Annotated in this window: 13 protein-coding genes and 1 pseudogene; 7 read left to right on the top strand and 7 right to left on the bottom strand. The window is 42.0% G+C overall.

The features are described 5' to 3' along the window. Positions 1 to 50: 50 nt before the first annotated feature. On the bottom strand, positions 51 to 1,988 hold the full coding sequence (locus tag ACLFKQ_RS01985) for an alpha-amylase family glycosyl hydrolase (protein WP_448998241.1): 1,938 nt from the start codon (positions 1,986 to 1,988) through the stop codon (positions 51 to 53). A gap of 146 nt (positions 1,989 to 2,134) precedes the next feature. Here ACLFKQ_RS01985 and ACLFKQ_RS01990 point away from each other — a divergent pair, with 146 nt between their 5' ends. Further along, on the top strand, positions 2,135 to 3,256 hold the full coding sequence (locus ACLFKQ_RS01990) for a THUMP domain-containing class I SAM-dependent RNA methyltransferase (RefSeq protein WP_448998242.1): 1,122 nt from the start codon (positions 2,135 to 2,137) through the stop codon (positions 3,254 to 3,256). 64 nt (positions 3,257 to 3,320) lie between these two features. Here ACLFKQ_RS01990 and ACLFKQ_RS01995 read toward each other — a convergent pair whose 3' ends face one another. Together ACLFKQ_RS01995 and ACLFKQ_RS02000 are read right to left on the bottom strand one after the other, a co-directional pair. Continuing rightward, positions 3,321 to 3,770, bottom strand: coding sequence for an AAA family ATPase (locus ACLFKQ_RS01995; RefSeq protein WP_448998243.1), 450 nt, complete (start codon positions 3,768 to 3,770; stop codon positions 3,321 to 3,323). A 14-nt stretch (positions 3,771 to 3,784) separates the two neighbouring features. Further along, entirely contained in the window at positions 3,785 to 3,952 is a 168-nt protein-coding gene (locus tag ACLFKQ_RS02000; RefSeq protein WP_448998244.1) for a hypothetical protein, read from the bottom strand. A 28-nt stretch (positions 3,953 to 3,980) separates the two neighbouring features. On the opposite strand from ACLFKQ_RS02000, the pseudogene ACLFKQ_RS02005 reads away from it, so the two are divergent. Further along, positions 3,981 to 4,880, top strand: a pseudogene (locus ACLFKQ_RS02005) (family 10 glycosylhydrolase); the annotation flags it as partial. A gap of 89 nt (positions 4,881 to 4,969) precedes the next feature. Here the strand turns inward: ACLFKQ_RS02005 and ACLFKQ_RS02010 are convergent. After that, positions 4,970 to 6,103, bottom strand: coding sequence for a glycosyltransferase family 4 protein (locus ACLFKQ_RS02010; protein ID WP_448998245.1), 1,134 nt, complete (start codon positions 6,101 to 6,103; stop codon positions 4,970 to 4,972). 18 nt (positions 6,104 to 6,121) lie between these two features. On the opposite strand from ACLFKQ_RS02010, the gene ACLFKQ_RS02015 reads away from it, so the two are divergent. Then, on the top strand, positions 6,122 to 6,457 hold the full coding sequence (locus ACLFKQ_RS02015; protein ID WP_448998246.1) for a hypothetical protein: 336 nt from the start codon (positions 6,122 to 6,124) through the stop codon (positions 6,455 to 6,457). A 2-nt stretch (positions 6,458 to 6,459) separates the two neighbouring features. Here the strand turns inward: ACLFKQ_RS02015 and ACLFKQ_RS02020 are convergent, their stop codons facing one another. Together ACLFKQ_RS02020 and nfi are read right to left on the bottom strand one after the other, a co-directional pair. Next, positions 6,460 to 6,837 carry a DUF423 domain-containing protein gene (locus ACLFKQ_RS02020; RefSeq protein ID WP_448998247.1) on the bottom strand — a complete coding sequence of 126 codons (378 nt, stop codon included), beginning with the start codon at positions 6,835 to 6,837 and terminating at the stop codon, positions 6,460 to 6,462. Between the two features lie 173 nt (positions 6,838 to 7,010). Further along, positions 7,011 to 7,691, bottom strand: coding sequence for a deoxyribonuclease V (gene nfi / locus ACLFKQ_RS02025; protein WP_448998248.1), 681 nt, complete (start codon positions 7,689 to 7,691; stop codon positions 7,011 to 7,013). A 638-nt stretch (positions 7,692 to 8,329) separates the two neighbouring features. Between nfi and ACLFKQ_RS02030 the strand changes: the two genes are divergently transcribed. Continuing rightward, positions 8,330 to 10,258 carry a putative bifunctional diguanylate cyclase/phosphodiesterase gene (locus tag ACLFKQ_RS02030; RefSeq protein ID WP_448998249.1) on the top strand — a complete coding sequence of 643 codons (1,929 nt, stop codon included), beginning with the start codon at positions 8,330 to 8,332 and terminating at the stop codon, positions 10,256 to 10,258. 387 nt (positions 10,259 to 10,645) lie between these two features. On the opposite strand, the gene ACLFKQ_RS02035 is transcribed toward ACLFKQ_RS02030, so the two are convergent. Then, a complete protein-coding gene (locus tag ACLFKQ_RS02035; RefSeq protein ID WP_448998250.1) occupies positions 10,646 to 10,888 on the bottom strand; it encodes an RNA recognition motif domain-containing protein in 243 nt (80 codons plus the stop codon). Between the two features lie 305 nt (positions 10,889 to 11,193). Here ACLFKQ_RS02035 and hflX point away from each other — a divergent pair, with 305 nt between their 5' ends. The 3 genes from hflX to ACLFKQ_RS02050 all read left to right on the top strand — a co-directional run bounded on the left by hflX (position 11,194) and on the right by ACLFKQ_RS02050 (position 16,436). Then, positions 11,194 to 12,897: a GTPase HflX gene (hflX, locus tag ACLFKQ_RS02040; RefSeq protein ID WP_448999434.1), complete on the top strand. Its 1,704-nt coding sequence runs from the start codon at positions 11,194 to 11,196 to the stop codon at positions 12,895 to 12,897. 81 nt (positions 12,898 to 12,978) lie between these two features. Then, positions 12,979 to 14,985: an excinuclease ABC subunit UvrB gene (gene uvrB, locus ACLFKQ_RS02045; RefSeq protein ID WP_448998251.1), complete on the top strand. Its 2,007-nt coding sequence runs from the start codon at positions 12,979 to 12,981 to the stop codon at positions 14,983 to 14,985. An 80-nt stretch (positions 14,986 to 15,065) separates the two neighbouring features. After that, positions 15,066 to 16,436: a 16S rRNA (cytosine(967)-C(5))-methyltransferase gene (locus tag ACLFKQ_RS02050; protein WP_448998252.1), complete on the top strand. Its 1,371-nt coding sequence runs from the start codon at positions 15,066 to 15,068 to the stop codon at positions 16,434 to 16,436.

A 16,436-nucleotide genomic window follows, 5' to 3' on the forward strand; every position in this document is an offset into this window, starting at 1 on the left:
ACAATTGGCTTAAGGTTAGGGAGCATTAACTGATAATATCCCAATATCATCTAACTCGCCCAGCGATCGCGCCATTTAACCGTACCCGACTCGGCAATTACCCAGCGACGAGCTACGAGGTTTTCTCTCAGCGGCGACTGTCCTTCGCGCCACATAGCATATTTATAGCTAATTAGTTTACCCGCACTCTCATTGAAAGGAATTTCTCCAAACCAAGTATTTTCATTAACATATTCCAAGGGATAAGCATTGGCAATATTCCAGTTACCCAATTCGGGACAGTTGCCAATAACTACAATGGTTTCTCCTAGCTGAGTATTAACGCCATTAAGCTGCACTCTGATGATAGTTTGACCTCTAACCCGTTCTCCTACATGACTGATGACAATTGCTTCTTTACTACCCAACTCCAAGTAGTGTAATTTACCCTCTGTTACCTGTAATTTACAATGAGTCAAAATGCAGGTATGTTCGCCATCCGGAAGATCGGTTTCCACTGTATCGAGCGTGGTTGCTTCGCCACGATTGAGCATCACAAAAAGACGAGAATCGCGATAGCGACGACTGTAGCAGTAAACATCAGGGGTGAGATATTTTTGCCATTGACTGCCCAAAGATACCGCAGGATTGAGACGGCGCAAGCCAGAAAGCAAACGAATCTCGCGGTATAAAGGAGTATTAGTATCCCAATTGACCATCATCGGACGATTGTAAGGATCGTTATTTCCGTAAGGGTTGCTATCGCCGTTGGTATCGTTGTGAAGATATTGTTCCGTACCGTAAAATAAACAGGGAATACCACGAGAAGTCATTAATAGCACTACCGCCAACCGCAAACATTCGGGATCGGGGTTGAGAGTTTGAAAGCGATGCATATCGTGGTTGTCAATAAAGGTAACGAGTTCTGTTGCCCCATCGTAACGATAATCTAAATCTAGAACTTCTTGGACTAAATGAAATCCTCCTACGTCCCAGGTTCCTAGTGCCTGACGAATTGCCATACACAGTCCAAAATCGAGAATGGTCATGCCAGAATTATTGGCAAATTCTACCGAACGGTCGTCGTGAGGACTACTATAGATCCACTCGCCGAAGATAAAAATATCGGGTTTGTGATTTTGGATATCGGCATTAAATTCCTGCCAAAACCAAATCGGCATATGCTTGACCGTATCGACGCGCAGTACGTCTACACCCCGATCTAGCCACTGTTTAATAGCAGATTTAATATAGTTGCGATATTCGGTATTGTTTTCGTTAAAGGTAGCCAGTCCCGATAATTCCCGGTTCTGTACTTGCCATTCGTCTTCCCAATCGGTTACGGCACCGTAATGATGATACCAGTGGTTTTTATCGTTATTAAAGTCGGCAATTTTAACGCCATCGTCATAGAGTTCGCCTTTTTTGCCGTTGACTTCTGGATTGCTATGATTGCAAACTATATCCAAAATCATTTTCATCTGCCGCTTGTGTAGTTCGGCAATCAGGCGATCGAACACGGTGTTTTTTTCCGCTTGAGTAGCGTTGAGGGAAGGATTGTCGTCTTTGGCAATAAAGCGGGGATTGATGCGTTTGAAATCTTTCGTCCAGTAACCGTGAATGGCAGCACTTTCTACAAATAAACCTTCAACCTGCTCGAAAAGAGGATTGAGCCAAATAGCCGTAACTCCGAGGTTTTTGAGATAATCTAACTTGTCGATGACTCCTTGTAAATCTCCTCCCCAATATTTGCCCCATTCCTGACAATCTGGATCGTATAGTTCGGGATTTGGTCCCGGATTATTATCGGGATCGCCGTCATGAAAGCGATCGACCACGATAAAGTAAATAGTTTCTTGACGAAATTCAATATCTCTGGTGTATAAAAATTCTAAATCGATATCGTCTGTTTGCCGTTCTTCAGTCAAATGTTGAATTTGGCTCTCAGCTTCACTAGTATCTACAGAAGATTGAGGAGTAGCGGGCTTACCAGAAGAAGTAGAAACCATGACAGTTACCTGGGTAATTTTTATTATTTAATTAAAAAATTAAATTTAATTATCATACAATTTGGAGAAAAGGGATAAATTTGCTATAAATAGATGTTTCTGACGAAATTCAAGCCAGTGCGATCGCACCTCTCGATAGATAACTGATGAATAATTATTTTGCTACTGTAGCTCGCGGACTTGAAGCGATCGCAGCTAGGGAACTAAGGAGTTTAGGAGCTAAAAATGTCCGTCCCGATTTTACTGGGGTTCATTTTCAGGGAGACAAAGCCCTACTTTACCGTGCCAATCTCTGGGCGCGAACTATTTTTCGCTTTCTCGTACCTATTGCCAAAGTTAAAACTTGCAATGTTCCACAACTCTATCGTCAGGTACATAACTTAAATTGGGCAGAATATTTACAGCCTAACATGACTATAGCAGTAAACTGCACGGGAAAAAATAAACATCTCAATCATACCCACTTTACTGCCCTGAAAATTAAAGATGCGATCGTCGATCGCCAGCAACAAGATCGAGGAAAACGTTCTAGTGTAGATCTAGAAAATCCCGATGTTTTAATTAATGCACATATAAATGGCGATCGCTGTATTCTCAGTCTCGATAGCTCTGGTATGAGTTTGCATCGTCGCGGCTATCATCCTGCAATGGGTGCCGCTCCTTTAAAAGAAACTCTGGCCACCGCACTGTTGGACATGGCTGAATGGACTCCCGACTTACCATTTTTAGATCCGATGTGTGGTTCGGGAACTCTGCCTATAGAAGCAACCTTAAAAGCCTTAAACATTGCCCCTGGTTTAAATCGAAAATTTGGTTTTCAAACTTGGTTGGATTTCGATAAAAACTTATGGCAGACAATTATTAATGAAGCTAAGGATAGACAAAAAGCTACTCTTGACGTTCCGATTGTGGGTAGCGATAAAAATAACAACACGATCGAACAGGCATTAGTAAACGCCAAAGAATGCGGCATAGAACGACAAATAATTTTAAAACAGGAAGAATTAGCAAATGTCGAACCGCCAGCCGCTAAGGGAATAATTATTTGCAATCCTCCCTATGGCAAACGCATCGGTAAAGAGACAGAATTAGCAGAACTCTATCAACTCTTAGGGGATATTTTCAAACAGCGATTTACAGGTTGGACGGCATATATATTAACGGGAAGCAAACAGTTAGCTAAAAAAGTCGGACTGCGAACCTCTAGTCGCACCGAAGTTTACAATGGTTCTATTCCCTGCACGTTATTAAAATACGAACTGTATTAAAAATCTTGGCATAACTCATAGCTCGCAAGCTGTCTCAAACAAGATCGGTTTTTCGTGCCATTTATCAAATTTCTTCAGTCCACTGCTCTACAATAAATCCTCTTTCGGGTAATAAGCGAACGTAGTAGAGTTCGTCAAAGCCTTCTGCATACTTAGGTAGTATCAATCGCGCATATGTTCCTCTAATTCCTTTCTCTGGAATTTGCTGCTTGAGTGGGCGATTGCGATCGCGTTGGAGAGAATCAGTTACCTTTGACTCAAAATAATATCCAATAATCTGAAAATTGCGCTCTTTTGCTGGCTCGATATAGCGTTTTCGCTCTTCGGGGGTTGGATTGGTGTTGTCCACGACAAACGGTTGAGTAATCTCGAGACAGGTTTCTAAAAGCCGTTTTTCTCGGTGTTTAGTTTTAAGCATATCCAGATTGATGCGAAGATGGGTATGAAAAAAACGTTGAGTGTAGAAGGTTGATTTACCGCTTGCTTGAATACCTACAAAAATGATTGCTTGCACCGCTGAGTTTACACCTACTTATTAAGCGAAATTCCTGGTTTAAATTCTTCTTTCCCTCCTTTTACTCCTACTCCAACCCTCGAAACCGAACCGCTTGAAACTCCATCCCCAACCAGCAGCAATCCAGCAGAAAAAGCGATCGCCGAAGCCGAATCAGTTCCAACTAGTTCAGAAGATACCAAACAAGTCACTGAAGCCGAACCAGTTCTAACTCCTTGGGAACAAAAAGCAATTCGAGGAATTTATCTCAGTCGCTATCAAATTACAAATAACGCCGACGAACAGACTATTCGCCAAAGAGTGCGTTATTATCGCGATCGCGGTTTTAATACTATTATTCACGGGGTTTGGGGAAATGGCTGTACCATGTACGAAAGCGAGGTGATGCAGCAAAAACTAGGCTTTAATAGTTGTCCCAATCAGTTTCGCGATCGCTGGTTGGAGTGGTTAATTGATGAGGCGCACCGACAGGGAATGGAAGTTCATGCTTATTTTGAAAAAGGTATCAAAATCGATAAAAATAGCCCGATTTTCGCTCTGGCGATCGCCGATAACTGGTTAGTTCCGGGTGTAGATCGCACCTATGCTGGCATCGAGCATTACGTACTCGATGTGCAAATTCCCGAAGTGGCTAATTTTTTCCAAGATATTTTAGTTGAATTCGTCCAAAAGTATCCCGACATCGATGCCGTACAGTGGGATGACTATTTAGGCTATCATGCAGAACTACCTGGTAAAGTAGATCGCACCGCTAGCTTGACCGATTTTACCCAACAGACGATCGAGGCAATGAAACAAGCCAATCCCTCGGTTAGTTTCGATCTCTGTCACCATAATCCTTATTGGGCAAAACGCTATTTCGCCGCAGACTGGAAACAGTGGGATGTCGATCGCGTTTTTATTCAGGCATATAACGATCGCGAGGCTAATTTTCAAGCAGAATTAGATTATGCCAAACAATATGCGGGAATTGCCATTACCGACAAGCAATTTCATCGGCTCGATAAATTAATTGACGAGGGCGCGATCGACAGCATTCTGATTTTTCCCTTTACTGGTAAACCTCAAGAAACTGCCGATACTCTCAAAAAATCGCTCCAAAAACAATAATAAAAGGAAAGTGTTGCTGGCAGTCAATCAGTCTTGAGACTTACCCTCAACCTTTCCTCCTAAAAATAATTTTTACCTGCCCCCAAATCTCAAGCCGCAGGAGTTAACAATCTTGCCTCCACAACTTTGCGATAATAGCTTTGAAGATGACGAGTAGCCGCCGCCCATCCCCAACGTTTGGCTTCTGTGCGAGCATTTTGTCTTAGTTGTTCTTTAATTGCTTTAGCTTCTAACAAAGATTTGGTTGCCTTAATCGCTCCTTCGGGATCCTCTGGTTCGAATAGATAACCGTTTACACCATCGGTAACGATATCGGGAATACCTCCAGAACGCGCCGCCACTACAGGACAACCCGCAGCCATTGCTTCTAATAGAACCAAGCCTAAAGTTTCGGTACGGGAGGGAAAGATAAAAGCATCAGCAGAAGCATAGGCGGAGGCTAGTTCTAAACCCTGTAGATAGCCGACAAAATGGGTGTTAGTACCTGCAAAATACTCCTGTAAGATTTCGCGATGGGGACCATCACCTACTATCGCCAAACGAGCTTCGGGAATGGCTTCTAAGACTGGTTTAATTCCCTCAATTTGTTTTTCTGCTGAGACTCTACCCACATATAATAGTAAGGGACTATCGGGATTATCTTGAGAGAGACGTGATCGCATCTGTGCCGATGCCAAATGGGGTTGAAACATCTCCGTATCTACGCCTCGTTGCCATAGGTCTACCCGTTCGATGCCATGTTCGATTAGTTCTTCCACCATTGCCGTTGAAGTACACAAGTTTAAATGTGCCTGATTGTGGGCAGCTTTGAGCAATTCCCAGAGTACTCCTTCTAATGCTCCCAAGCCGTAATGCTGCAAATATTGCGGCAGATGAGTGTGATAGGAAGCAATCAAGGGAACATTCATCACTTTGGCGTAGTAAATACCTCCTAGCCCCAAAACCGCAGGATTGACTACATGAATCAAATCTGGTTGGAAAGCTTCGATCGCCTCTTTCGTACCAATGGGAGGTAATGCCAATTTTAGTTCGGGGTACAGCGGTAGGGGAATACCAGGCACTCCATACACTTTCGCTCCTTTGTATTCGCTGATGCCCCCTTCAGGAGCTACTACCAAAACGCGATCGCCGTTGCGTTCGAGATGTTCGATCGTATGGCGCAAGCGGGTAACAATACCATCTACCTTTGGTAAGAAAGTTTCTGTAAATAAGGCAATACGCATAAGAAGTTTAGTAAACTGATGATTTTAAGTTTTATTCTTGGGTATTGGCAAAAACTAATTGTTATTGTGCCAGAAAATGGTAACTTGCTAGATAAATTTTTTTCCTCTAGTACTAAACCAAATTATATTATTTCTGCTCTTAATGGACTATTTACACCAACTGAAGCTCAAGAGTTTTTTGAAGCGGAACGGGGCAAATTAAAAAGAGAAATTGGATTTTATCGTCCTCAAAAGATTTTAGAGATTGATGGCGCAACAATCGATAAAAATTACCAAATCGAGCCAATGAAAGTAGTTCCCCCACGAAAAAACCGATTGAGAACAATTACTAAAAGAGCGAACGTTTTTAGCTAAAATTATTTAAATTCCCAAGCCGCAACTAACAAACAAATCCAACCAATAATCAAAGCAACGCCACCAATAGGAGTAATTGCCCCGAGGATTTTAATCCCACTTAATGCTAATGCATATAAGCTACCAGAAAAAAGCATTATACCCACGATAAAAGCCCAAGCCGACACTACTAAGGGAGTGGGTAATGTAGCAGCGCGACTCAATAACAACACTACTGCTAGCAAAGCTAAAGAGTGGTACATTTGATATTTAGTACCAGTTTCCCATATTTCTAGAGCGCGATCGCTCAATTTATCTCTCAAGCCATGACTGGCAAACGCTCCGAAAACTACTGCCAAACCACCAAAAGCTGCGGCGATCGCTAAAAAAATTCTCGTCATTGTTAATTAATAAATAATTTATCCGAGCGATTGATTGTATTATACCGAAATCGTTCATAAGGCGATCGCGACTGGTATTATGCTTTATTTACGATCTTTTAAGAGGATTCGATCTTATATTGGATGACACGGACTTGATATAAGTGATTCAGCGTTTATTTTTTGTCTTAAAGTTAATTAATTGGAGGAGATATTTTACTAGATGCTAGTTTATCTGCCCATCTGGTAGTTTCGGGCAGACGGTATTTAGTGAGACACTTCATTACATAACTAATTGCCGTAGCCAGGCTAATCTTGTGTCCGGGGGAGATATAGATTGGTTTGACGTTGGTGCGCGATCGCAGTACTGCTCCGATAGTTTCTCCTCGATTGGTTAATGGTTTCCAGTTGCCTTTTTCTGTCGGTACTGCTTCGTGTTTGCCAATCAACAGTGATTTAGCTACGCCAATAGTCGGCAGTTCCAGTAATACTCCTAAGTGAGAAGCGATCCCCAGGCGGCGCGGATGAGCTATTCCCTGTCCGTCACATAAAATCAGATCGGGAGTTATTTGAAGCTGGGGTAGGGCTTCTAAAATAGCAGGAATTTCCCGAAAAGAGAGAAAGCCGGGAACATAGGAAAAAACAGTCGGAATCCGAGCGATCGCTGTTTCGACTAATTCTAGTTCGGGAAAACTCAGTACGGCGATGGCGGCTTTGGTAATTGCATATTTATCTTCGAAACCAATATCCACTCCTGCTACATACTTAACTACTCCAAGTTGGTCTTCCGTAATAACTTTACTACTCAAATCTAATTGAATCGCTTTGGCTTCGTCTATAGTTTTCACCCACGGATGAATAACATCAATCTTCATTTTCGTCATTAGTTTTGTCGGTATTAAGGATTATTTATGGATTACATCGATAGTCGAAAAACTATAAATTTTCGCTGTTTTACCTGTTGATTTTCCCAGCTATTTTTTAGTTAGTTACACTTATCTATTCGTTGGGTCAACATATCGCTAAATTTAGGCGACCGAATTATAGTTATGAATTCATATTATTACCGCTTATTGAGAACGAGCGATCTTAAAAATTTATCGCCATCTAAGTCCAGATTACTCGAGCTTTATTCTAAATAAAGGTTTTATTTCATAGTTTCTTTGAATATTTAGTCGAAAACACCTAGAGATAATAGATATCTCAACAAACGAGTATATGATATTAAATCGATTCTAGAATTAGCTTTACTTAAGCTGCAAAACTCTTCCCAAAATATACTTAGATTGTGTTGAAGAGGTTAAAATATTAAAAGGCGTATTCCTTGCGATCGCGCTTGTCTGAGAGCATTGGCAAAAATTAAATTTGTTTGAAATTACAATTGTTTTGTAATATGAGTATCTCGGCAGCTGCTTAATTTTATGTTAAACTAAGGAAGAATGAACTATTGATTTTTGATTAGTAATAATACGATTATATTTTAACAAATTAAAAGTAGCTATTTTCTACAATTTTGAGTAATTCCGATCTAACCTCAATTATTAATCTTTGTCGACAAATTCAACTGGATGAGTTACTGATAACTTCAATTGAAGCAGTAATGAAAAATGCTAATTCAGAAAAGGGATGTTTGCTTCTATTTGATTTTTTAACAGAAGTTTTATTGGTAAAGTCAAATATAGTCGATCGTGTTGCTCGAACTGAAATCGATCGTTGTACTTTAGAAACATTAGACCGTCATTTGCCATCAAGCATTATCGAGCATGTCAGCTCGACTGGAGAAACAATTGCAATAGATTCGGCTTCAGAAAATAATTACACTAATGATGCTTATTTCCTAAATTTTCAGCCGCGATCGATTTTGTGTCTACCAATTCTCCATCGAGAAGAAGTGGTAGGGATATTTTATCTGGAAAATTATTCAGTCGGACTAGCACTAACTCAAGAAGGTCTAGAGATAATAAATATTTTTGGTTCTCAGACAGCTATCTCTGTCGAGAATGCTAAACTTTATTTCCAGCTGCAGCAAGCGCAACTTCAAGAACGAGAAAAAGCCGCTCGATTAGAAAAAAACTTACTGCAGCTAGAGAATGCTCAACAAGAACTTTTAGAAACCAAAAACAAATTAGAGTACGATGCTTTTCACGATCCCCTAACCGGTTTGCCTAACCGAGCTTGGTTGCTAAAGTTATTGGAAAGATCTATTGAATTAGCAGCACGACATTCCGATTATCTCTACGCGCTATTATTTTTGGATTTAGACGACTTTAAAGCAATCAACGATAATCTCGGGCACTTAATAGGGGACGAATTGCTCAAACAGGTAGCTCAAAGACTGCAAACCTGCTTGCGAACTACTGATACTATTTCTCGTTTGGGGGGCGATGAGTTTGCGATTTTATTAGAAATTGACAACTCAGAGGAAGCTACGGCGATCGCCGAGCGGATTTTAGCTCAGTTATCCCGTCCTTTTGTCATAGACGAGCGAGAGATATTTACTAGCACTAGCATTGGAATTGCTTTTGGCAGTCGTAATTATCGCAAACCCAAGGATATCTTGCGAGATGCGGATGTAGCTATGTATCGAGCCAAAACTCAAGGTAAAGGACGCTATTTGGTGTTCGATCGCACTATGGAAGCACAAATCAGAGCAGGCGTGCAAATCGAAACTGCTCTGCAAGAAGCTCTCACCCGTCAAGAATTATCTCTCTACTATCAGCCAATTGTCTTGACGGCTACGGGTATACTAGTTGGATTTGAAGTTTTATTGCGCTGGAATCATTCCTCTCAAGGCTGGATTTCTCCTAGCGAGTTTATTCCTATTGCCGAAGAAACAGGAGCGATCTCTGAAATTTGTTGGTGGGTAATTACCTCAGCTTGTCGTCAGTTGAGTCTCTGGCGCGATCTCTTTCCAGAAAAACAGATAACCATTAATATCAATCTTTCTGCTCTACAGCTCAAACAGGAAAATCTTCTGCAACGACTTCAGACTATATGGCAAGAGAACCAGCTTCCCGAGGGATCTCTCAAACTGGAAATTACCGAAAATTGTATTTTGGAAACTTTTACGGTCGAAGCTCAAACCTTGATGAAACTAAAAGATTCTGGGATTAGCTTGTGCGTTGATGACTTTGGAATAGGCTATTCTTCTCTCAGTCATCTTCACGAATTCCCCATCGATACTCTCAAGATCGATCGTTCTTTTGTCAGACGCATGGGGCAAGATAGCCAACATGCAGAAGTAGTTCAGACAATCGTCACTTTGGCTCATAGCTTAAATATGGATGTGATAGCTGAAGGTGTAGAAACCGTGCAACAATTACAGCAATTGCAGGAGTTAAACTGTGAATACATCCAAGGTTACCTCGTTTCTCAACCGATAGACGAATTAGCTGCTACTCAACTTTTAGAACGAGATAATTTATTAGATCTGGCTAGATAACTGTAGCAATCTCGTTTGAGGTAGCTTGAAAATTGGGTGTCACCGAACGGGTAACGATTGAGATAGATAATTAGTAGGTTTAGTAGTTAGTGATTAGTCGTCAATTTTTAACTGACGAGCGTCTATGTTGCTATTAGCCATTGATATTGAAACGAAGTGACTTGCATAGTCTTAAAGATATAGATAACAAAATGCTTTTCGACTCAAATTGCAGTCAGCGCAGACACCGCCTTTTTATGGTGGTAGTGCCTGCGCTGACTTTGAGGTAGAAGTTAGGGAGATCGAGAGAGATATTGTCAAGCGAGACGCATACTTCAATAGGGATCGTTTGCTAACTTCGTTTAGATAAATTTAATTTAGCTGAGATGATTGATTACCGCTGGATTTCTAGCGGGGTCTGGCTTTGTTAACTTTGATTTCTCTTCCCATCCATTCTGCACCGTCTAAAGTCTCAATCGCTTTTTGTTCGTTGACTTCAGTTTCTAATTCTACAAAGCCAAAACCGCGTCTGTGACCTGTTTGACGGTCGGTGGGAATATAAACCCGTTTGACATTTCCATAGTCAGCAAATACTTCTTCTAAGTCTTGCTGGTTAATTTCGTAATTAAGGTTACCTACATAAATGGACATAAAATTTCTGTCTCCTTGTTGTAATGTTGTGATTAGAGAGACAAGATTACTCGGAAAGAAGCCTATCAATACTTTACGGAAAAACTGACTCCGATACTGAAAACAAACTTATATCGTTAATCTTTTGATTCTCATTCCGTAATACCCTAACACACGATCGAGACAAAAGTAAAATTAGATCGATAAATGTAAATAAATAAAACAGAAGAAGCGTTTGAGAATCTGACTTTCTACCTTTTGCTCTCGCTACAATATAAAATATTTAGATCGGATTGAACAAACATTCATTATACCCTCTAGAGCCTATCGATACTATATACGGTAACTGCAAAGGACTAAAAACTAAACAGCTCGAGCAGCTTAAGCGACTCTATCATCAGAAGTTGCCAGGAGATTGCCCCGTTACTCCAGAATTTGCGCAAAGATTGGCGGCGATCGGCACGGAGATCGCTCAATCTGTTTGTGCGTACGTCAATCGGCGTGGACAGATAATTCGCGTGGGAGTAGGAACTCCCCGTCAAACTCAGATTCCTCCTTTAGAATTGCCTCGCTACGGTGCTAAGCGTTTGTCTGGGATTCGCTGTATCGCCACTCAACTTAAAACAGAGCCGCCAAAAGAATCGAGTTTGACTGCAATGGTGCGCCAGAGACTGGATGCTTTAGTGGTATTAACGCTGACAGGAAGTGGTAAATTCAGACGCGGTGGCGGTGCTACTGGCTATGTCAAAGAAGCATATCTGGCTCACTTATTACCCCAACCCAATCTTGACTTGGAAACTGATGGTTACTGGACGGTTTCTCCTGCAATGAGTTTGGACGTTATGTCCCAACAAGATTTATTCAATCTAATTGATGGCTTAGAAGCCGAATTCGAACGAGAATACGTAGCACAGCAGGTGGCTAGCGATCGCGATCGCGTCATTTTAGTTGGTTTGAAAAGCGATCGCACCAGCGAGCGTGAGTTTGAAGAAAGAATTAACGAACTAATCGGTCTGGTGGATACGGCAGGCGGTAAAGTTTTACACACCATTTCTCAGAAGCGATCGCATCCTCATCCTCAAACTTTAGTTGGGGCGGGTAAAGTGCGGGAAATTGCCCTCAAAGTTCAGACAGTAGGAGCTAACTTAGTAGCCTTCGATCGCGAACTAACTCCGGCTCAGGTACGCAACCTAGAAACCCAGTTTGGCGTAAGAGTCGTCGATCGCACCGAAATTATTTTAGATATTTTCGCCCAACGCGCCCAATCACGGGCGGGGAAACTCCAGGTAGAATTAGCGCAGCTAGAGTATATGTTGCCCCGTCTGGTAGGTAGGGGACAAGCTATGTCTCGTTTGGGTGGCGGGATCGGTACTAGAGGTCCTGGCGAAACCAAATTAGAGACTGAACGCCGTAGCATTCAAAAACGAATTGCCCGTTTACAAAGAGAAGTAAATCAATTGCAGGCTCACCGTTCGCGGATGCGCCAGCAAAGGCAAAAACAGGAAGTGCCCAGCGTGGCAATCGTCGGTTACACTAATGCTGGTAAGTCTACTCTAATTAATGCTTTAACTAACGCGAAAGTATACACAGCCGACCAGTTATTTGCTACTCTCGATCCCACAACCCGTCGTCTATCAGTCACCGATCCATCTACAGGAAAACCGCAAAATATTCTGCTTACCGATACGGTGGGTTTTATTCAACAGTTACCCCCACCCCTAGTGGATGCCTTTCGAGCTACTTTAGAGGAGGTTACTGAAGCCGATGCCTTAGTACACGTCGTCGATCTATCTCATCCTGCCTGGGAAAACCAGATTCGTTCGGTAATGCAAATTTTAGGTGAAATGCCTTTGGCTCCAGGTCCTATTTTATTGGCGTTTAATAAACTAGACCGAGTAGATAGCGAAACTCTAGTTAAAGCTAGAGAAGAATTTCCCCTGGCGTTATTTATTTCTGCCAGCGATCGCCTGGGTTTGGAAACTCTCAGACAGAAATTGGCTCAGTTAGTTGACTATGCAGGAGTCGGGTAAGTAATCCGTAGGGACGTTCTATGGAACTTGCCTGCTTTATTTGCGCTACATTAAAATCGGGACTTTTCAGTTTTCTGGTTTATGAGCTTATTTAATCTGCAAGCACCATTTCAACCGATGGGCGATCAGCCTCAGGCGATCGCCAAATTAACCGAAGCACTTCAAGCGGGTAATCGTTTTCAAACTCTTTTGGGTGCTACGGGAACGGGTAAAACCTTCACTATGGCTCATACTATTGCCAATGTGGAAAAACCTACTTTAGTTTTGGCTCATAATAAAACTTTAGCGGCGCAGCTATGTAACGAGTTGCGGCAGTTTTTCCCAGACAATGCCGTAGAATACTTTATTAGTTATTACGACTACTATCAACCAGAAGCTTACATTCCCGTCAGCGATACCTATATTGAAAAAACTGCTTCAATTAATGACGAGATTGATATGTTACGTCACTCGGCGACGCGATCGCTTTTCGAACGCAGAGACGTAATTGTCGTGGCTTCGATTAGCTGTATCTATGGTTTGGGTATTCCTTCAGAGTATCTTAAAGCGGCAGTTCCCTTACGCTTAGGCATGGAAGTAAACCAGCGGGAGTTACTGAGAGATTTAGTGGGAGTGCAGTATTCGCGGAACGATATCGAACTAGAACGGGGTAGGTTTCGAGTTAAGGGGGATGTCTTAGAAATCGTTCCTGCCTACGAAGATCGCATTATCAGAATTGAATTTTTTGGGGATGAAATCGAGGCATTACGCTACGTCGATCCCGTGACGGGGGATATTTTACAAAGTCTCAATGGAATTAATATTTATCCGGCTCGGCACTTTGTAACTCCAGAAGCAAGATTAGAGCAAGCGTGCCTGGATATTCAAGCCGAACTAGACGCTCGTTTGATTGAACTTGAAAGCGAGAATAAACTATTAGAAGCTCAGAGGCTTGCTCAACGCGCTCGTTACGATTTGGAATTACTAAGAGAGGTCGGATATTGTAACGGCGTGGAAAATTATTCTCGTCATTTAGCAGGTAGGCAACCAGGAGAGCCTCCCGAATGTTTGATCGACTATTTTCCCGATGATTGGTTATTGATTGTCGATGAATCTCACGTTACCGTACCCCAAATACGGGGTATGTATAATGGCGATCGCGCTCGTAAATTGACCTTAATCGAACATGGTTTTCGTCTGCCTTCGGCGGCTGATAATCGTCCGCTAAAATCAGAAGAATTTTGGCAGAAAGTAAATCAATGCGTTTTAGTTTCTGCTACTCCTGGAAAATGGGAATTCGAGCAGTCAGAAGGTAGAGTAATCGAGCAAATTATTCGCCCTACCGGCGTAGTCGATCCCGAAATTATGGTGCGTCCTACTGATGGTCAAGTTGACGATCTCTTGGCTGAAATCAAACAGCGGGTTGACCAACGAGAGCGAGTTTTAATAACTACTCTAACCAAAAGAATGGCGGAAGATTTAAGCGAATATTTTGACGAACGAGATATTAAGGTACAGTATCTCCATTCGGAGATTAAATCCATCGAACGGATCGAAATTTTGCAGGCTTTGAGAAATGGTGACTTTGACGTATTAATCGGGGTTAACTTATTACGAGAAGGTCTGGATTTACCAGAAGTATCTCTCGTAGCAATTTTAGATGCGGATAAAGAAGGTTTTTTACGTTCTGAAAGTTCGATAATTCAAACTATCGGTAGAGCTGCCCGTCACGTTCGAGGGCAGGCAATTTTATATGCCGATAATTTAACCGACAGTATGGCACGAGCGATTGAAGAAACAGAAAGAAGGCGTGAAATTCAGATTGCCTACAACCAAAAACACAATATTACACCCAAACCGATTGTTAAAAAAGGCGACAATGCGATTTTGGCTTTTTTAGACATTTCTCGTCGATTAAATAGCGAGCAACTAGAAGAAATTTATGAAAATTCTAACGAATTATCTCTAGAACAAATCCCCGAGCTAATCGAGCAGCTTGAAACAAAAATGAAAGATGCCGCGAAAAATTTGGAGTTTGAAGAAGCTGCAAAATATCGCGATCACATTCAAAATTTGCGAGATAAATTATTAGGCAAAAAACGGATTTAAAATTTGGATGTTAGTAAACAAATATTCAGCTTTTTATGATAACAGTTACCCTACCGAGATAGATAGTACAATTAAATTAAATGCCCGATCGCTTACCTACCAATGCTAGACAGTTGGCATTTCTAGCACTAAAAAATGTTTACCAGCAACAGGCATATACCGATGTTGCTTTAGATCGAGTATTGCGATCGCACTCCGTCGAGCGAATAGATCGGGGTTTGGTTTGCGAACTAGTATATGGAGTGGTGCGTCGTCAGCGAACCCTAGATACTCTAATCGATCGCCTGGGTAAAAAAACAGCGCGACAGCAACCTCTAGATTTGCGAATTATTTTGCACCTCGGTTTGTATCAGTTGCGCTATAGCGATCGCATTCCTGTATCGGCAGCGGTAAATACCAGCGTCGAACTGGCTAAAACTAATGGTCTGAAAAAGCTATCGGGAGTTGTAAACGGTGTATTGCGAGAATATCTTCGCCAAGCAGAACGAAGCGATCCCCTACAGCTACCAGACGATCCCGTAGGAAAATTGGGTATTTTACATAGCTTTCCCGACTGGATCGTTAAAATTTGGCTAGAACAATTGTCATTAGCAGAAACCGATCGATTAGCTGCTTGGTTCAACCAGTCACCTCAAATTGACCTGCGGGTTAATATGCTTAAAACTACCGTGACCGAAGTTGCAGCAGCTTTAGAGGCTCAGGGAGTATCCGTAGCTCCCGTACCTCATTTACCCCAGGCTTTACGCATTACTGGTAATGCAGGAGAAATTACCTCTTTACCGGGATATCGCCAAGGGTGGTGGGTAGTCCAAGACGCTAGCGCACAGCTAGTCAGCCATCTACTCGCTCCCCAGCCAGAAGAAACTATTATCGATGCCTGTGCTGCCCCTGGAGGTAAAACTACTCACATTGCCGAATTGATGGGCGATCGCGGTAAAATCATCGCCTGCGATCGCGCTACTAAACGCCTGCAAAAAGTTAAAGCTAATGCCGCTCGCTTACAGTTAAAATCGATTACAATACAATCGGGCGACAGCCGTATCTTAAATGAATTTAAAGCAACGGGCGATCGCGTTTTATTAGACGCACCTTGTTCTGGTTTGGGTACTCTGGGCAAACGCCCCGATATTCGTTGGCGACAAACTCCAGCAGCGATCGAGAAACTTTTTACTCTCCAAAGGGAACTATTAGAGGAGGTGGCGACCTGGGTAAAACCAAATGGTGTTTTGGTATATGCAACTTGTACTCTTAACTATTTAGAAAATGAAAAAGTAATACAATCTTTTTTGAAACATCATTCCAATTGGAGAGTACAATTACCTAGAGCTTCGTCTCCTGCCAGTCATTTTGTTACTTCCGAGGGCTCGATTAAAGTCTATCCTCACCGAAATGATATGGACGGGTTTTTCATGGTGAAGCTAAAAAACAGTTTGCAGACTGCAAATGGATAA

It is taken from the genome of Myxosarcina sp. GI1(2024) (genome assembly GCF_053543375.1).

What these genes read in the sequence shown, in the direction of transcription:
- ACLFKQ_RS01985 (WP_448998241.1), bottom strand. Translation starts at nt 1,988, where the DNA reads ATGGTTTCTACTTCTTCTGGTAAGCCCGCTACTCCTCAATCTTCTGTA.
- ACLFKQ_RS01990 (WP_448998242.1), top strand. Translation starts at nt 2,135, where the DNA reads ATGAATAATTATTTTGCTACTGTAGCTCGCGGACTTGAAGCGATCGCA.
- ACLFKQ_RS02010 (WP_448998245.1), bottom strand. Translation starts at nt 6,103, where the DNA reads ATGCGTATTGCCTTATTTACAGAAACTTTCTTACCAAAGGTAGATGGT.
- ACLFKQ_RS02015 (WP_448998246.1), top strand. Translation starts at nt 6,122, where the DNA reads ATGATTTTAAGTTTTATTCTTGGGTATTGGCAAAAACTAATTGTTATT.
- ACLFKQ_RS02020 (WP_448998247.1), bottom strand. Translation starts at nt 6,837, where the DNA reads ATGACGAGAATTTTTTTAGCGATCGCCGCAGCTTTTGGTGGTTTGGCA.
- nfi (WP_448998248.1), bottom strand. Translation starts at nt 7,691, where the DNA reads ATGAAGATTGATGTTATTCATCCGTGGGTGAAAACTATAGACGAAGCC.
- ACLFKQ_RS02035 (WP_448998250.1), bottom strand. Translation starts at nt 10,888, where the DNA reads ATGTCCATTTATGTAGGTAACCTTAATTACGAAATTAACCAGCAAGAC.
- uvrB (WP_448998251.1), top strand. Translation starts at nt 12,979, where the DNA reads ATGAGCTTATTTAATCTGCAAGCACCATTTCAACCGATGGGCGATCAG.
- ACLFKQ_RS02050 (WP_448998252.1), top strand. Translation starts at nt 15,066, where the DNA reads ATGCCCGATCGCTTACCTACCAATGCTAGACAGTTGGCATTTCTAGCA.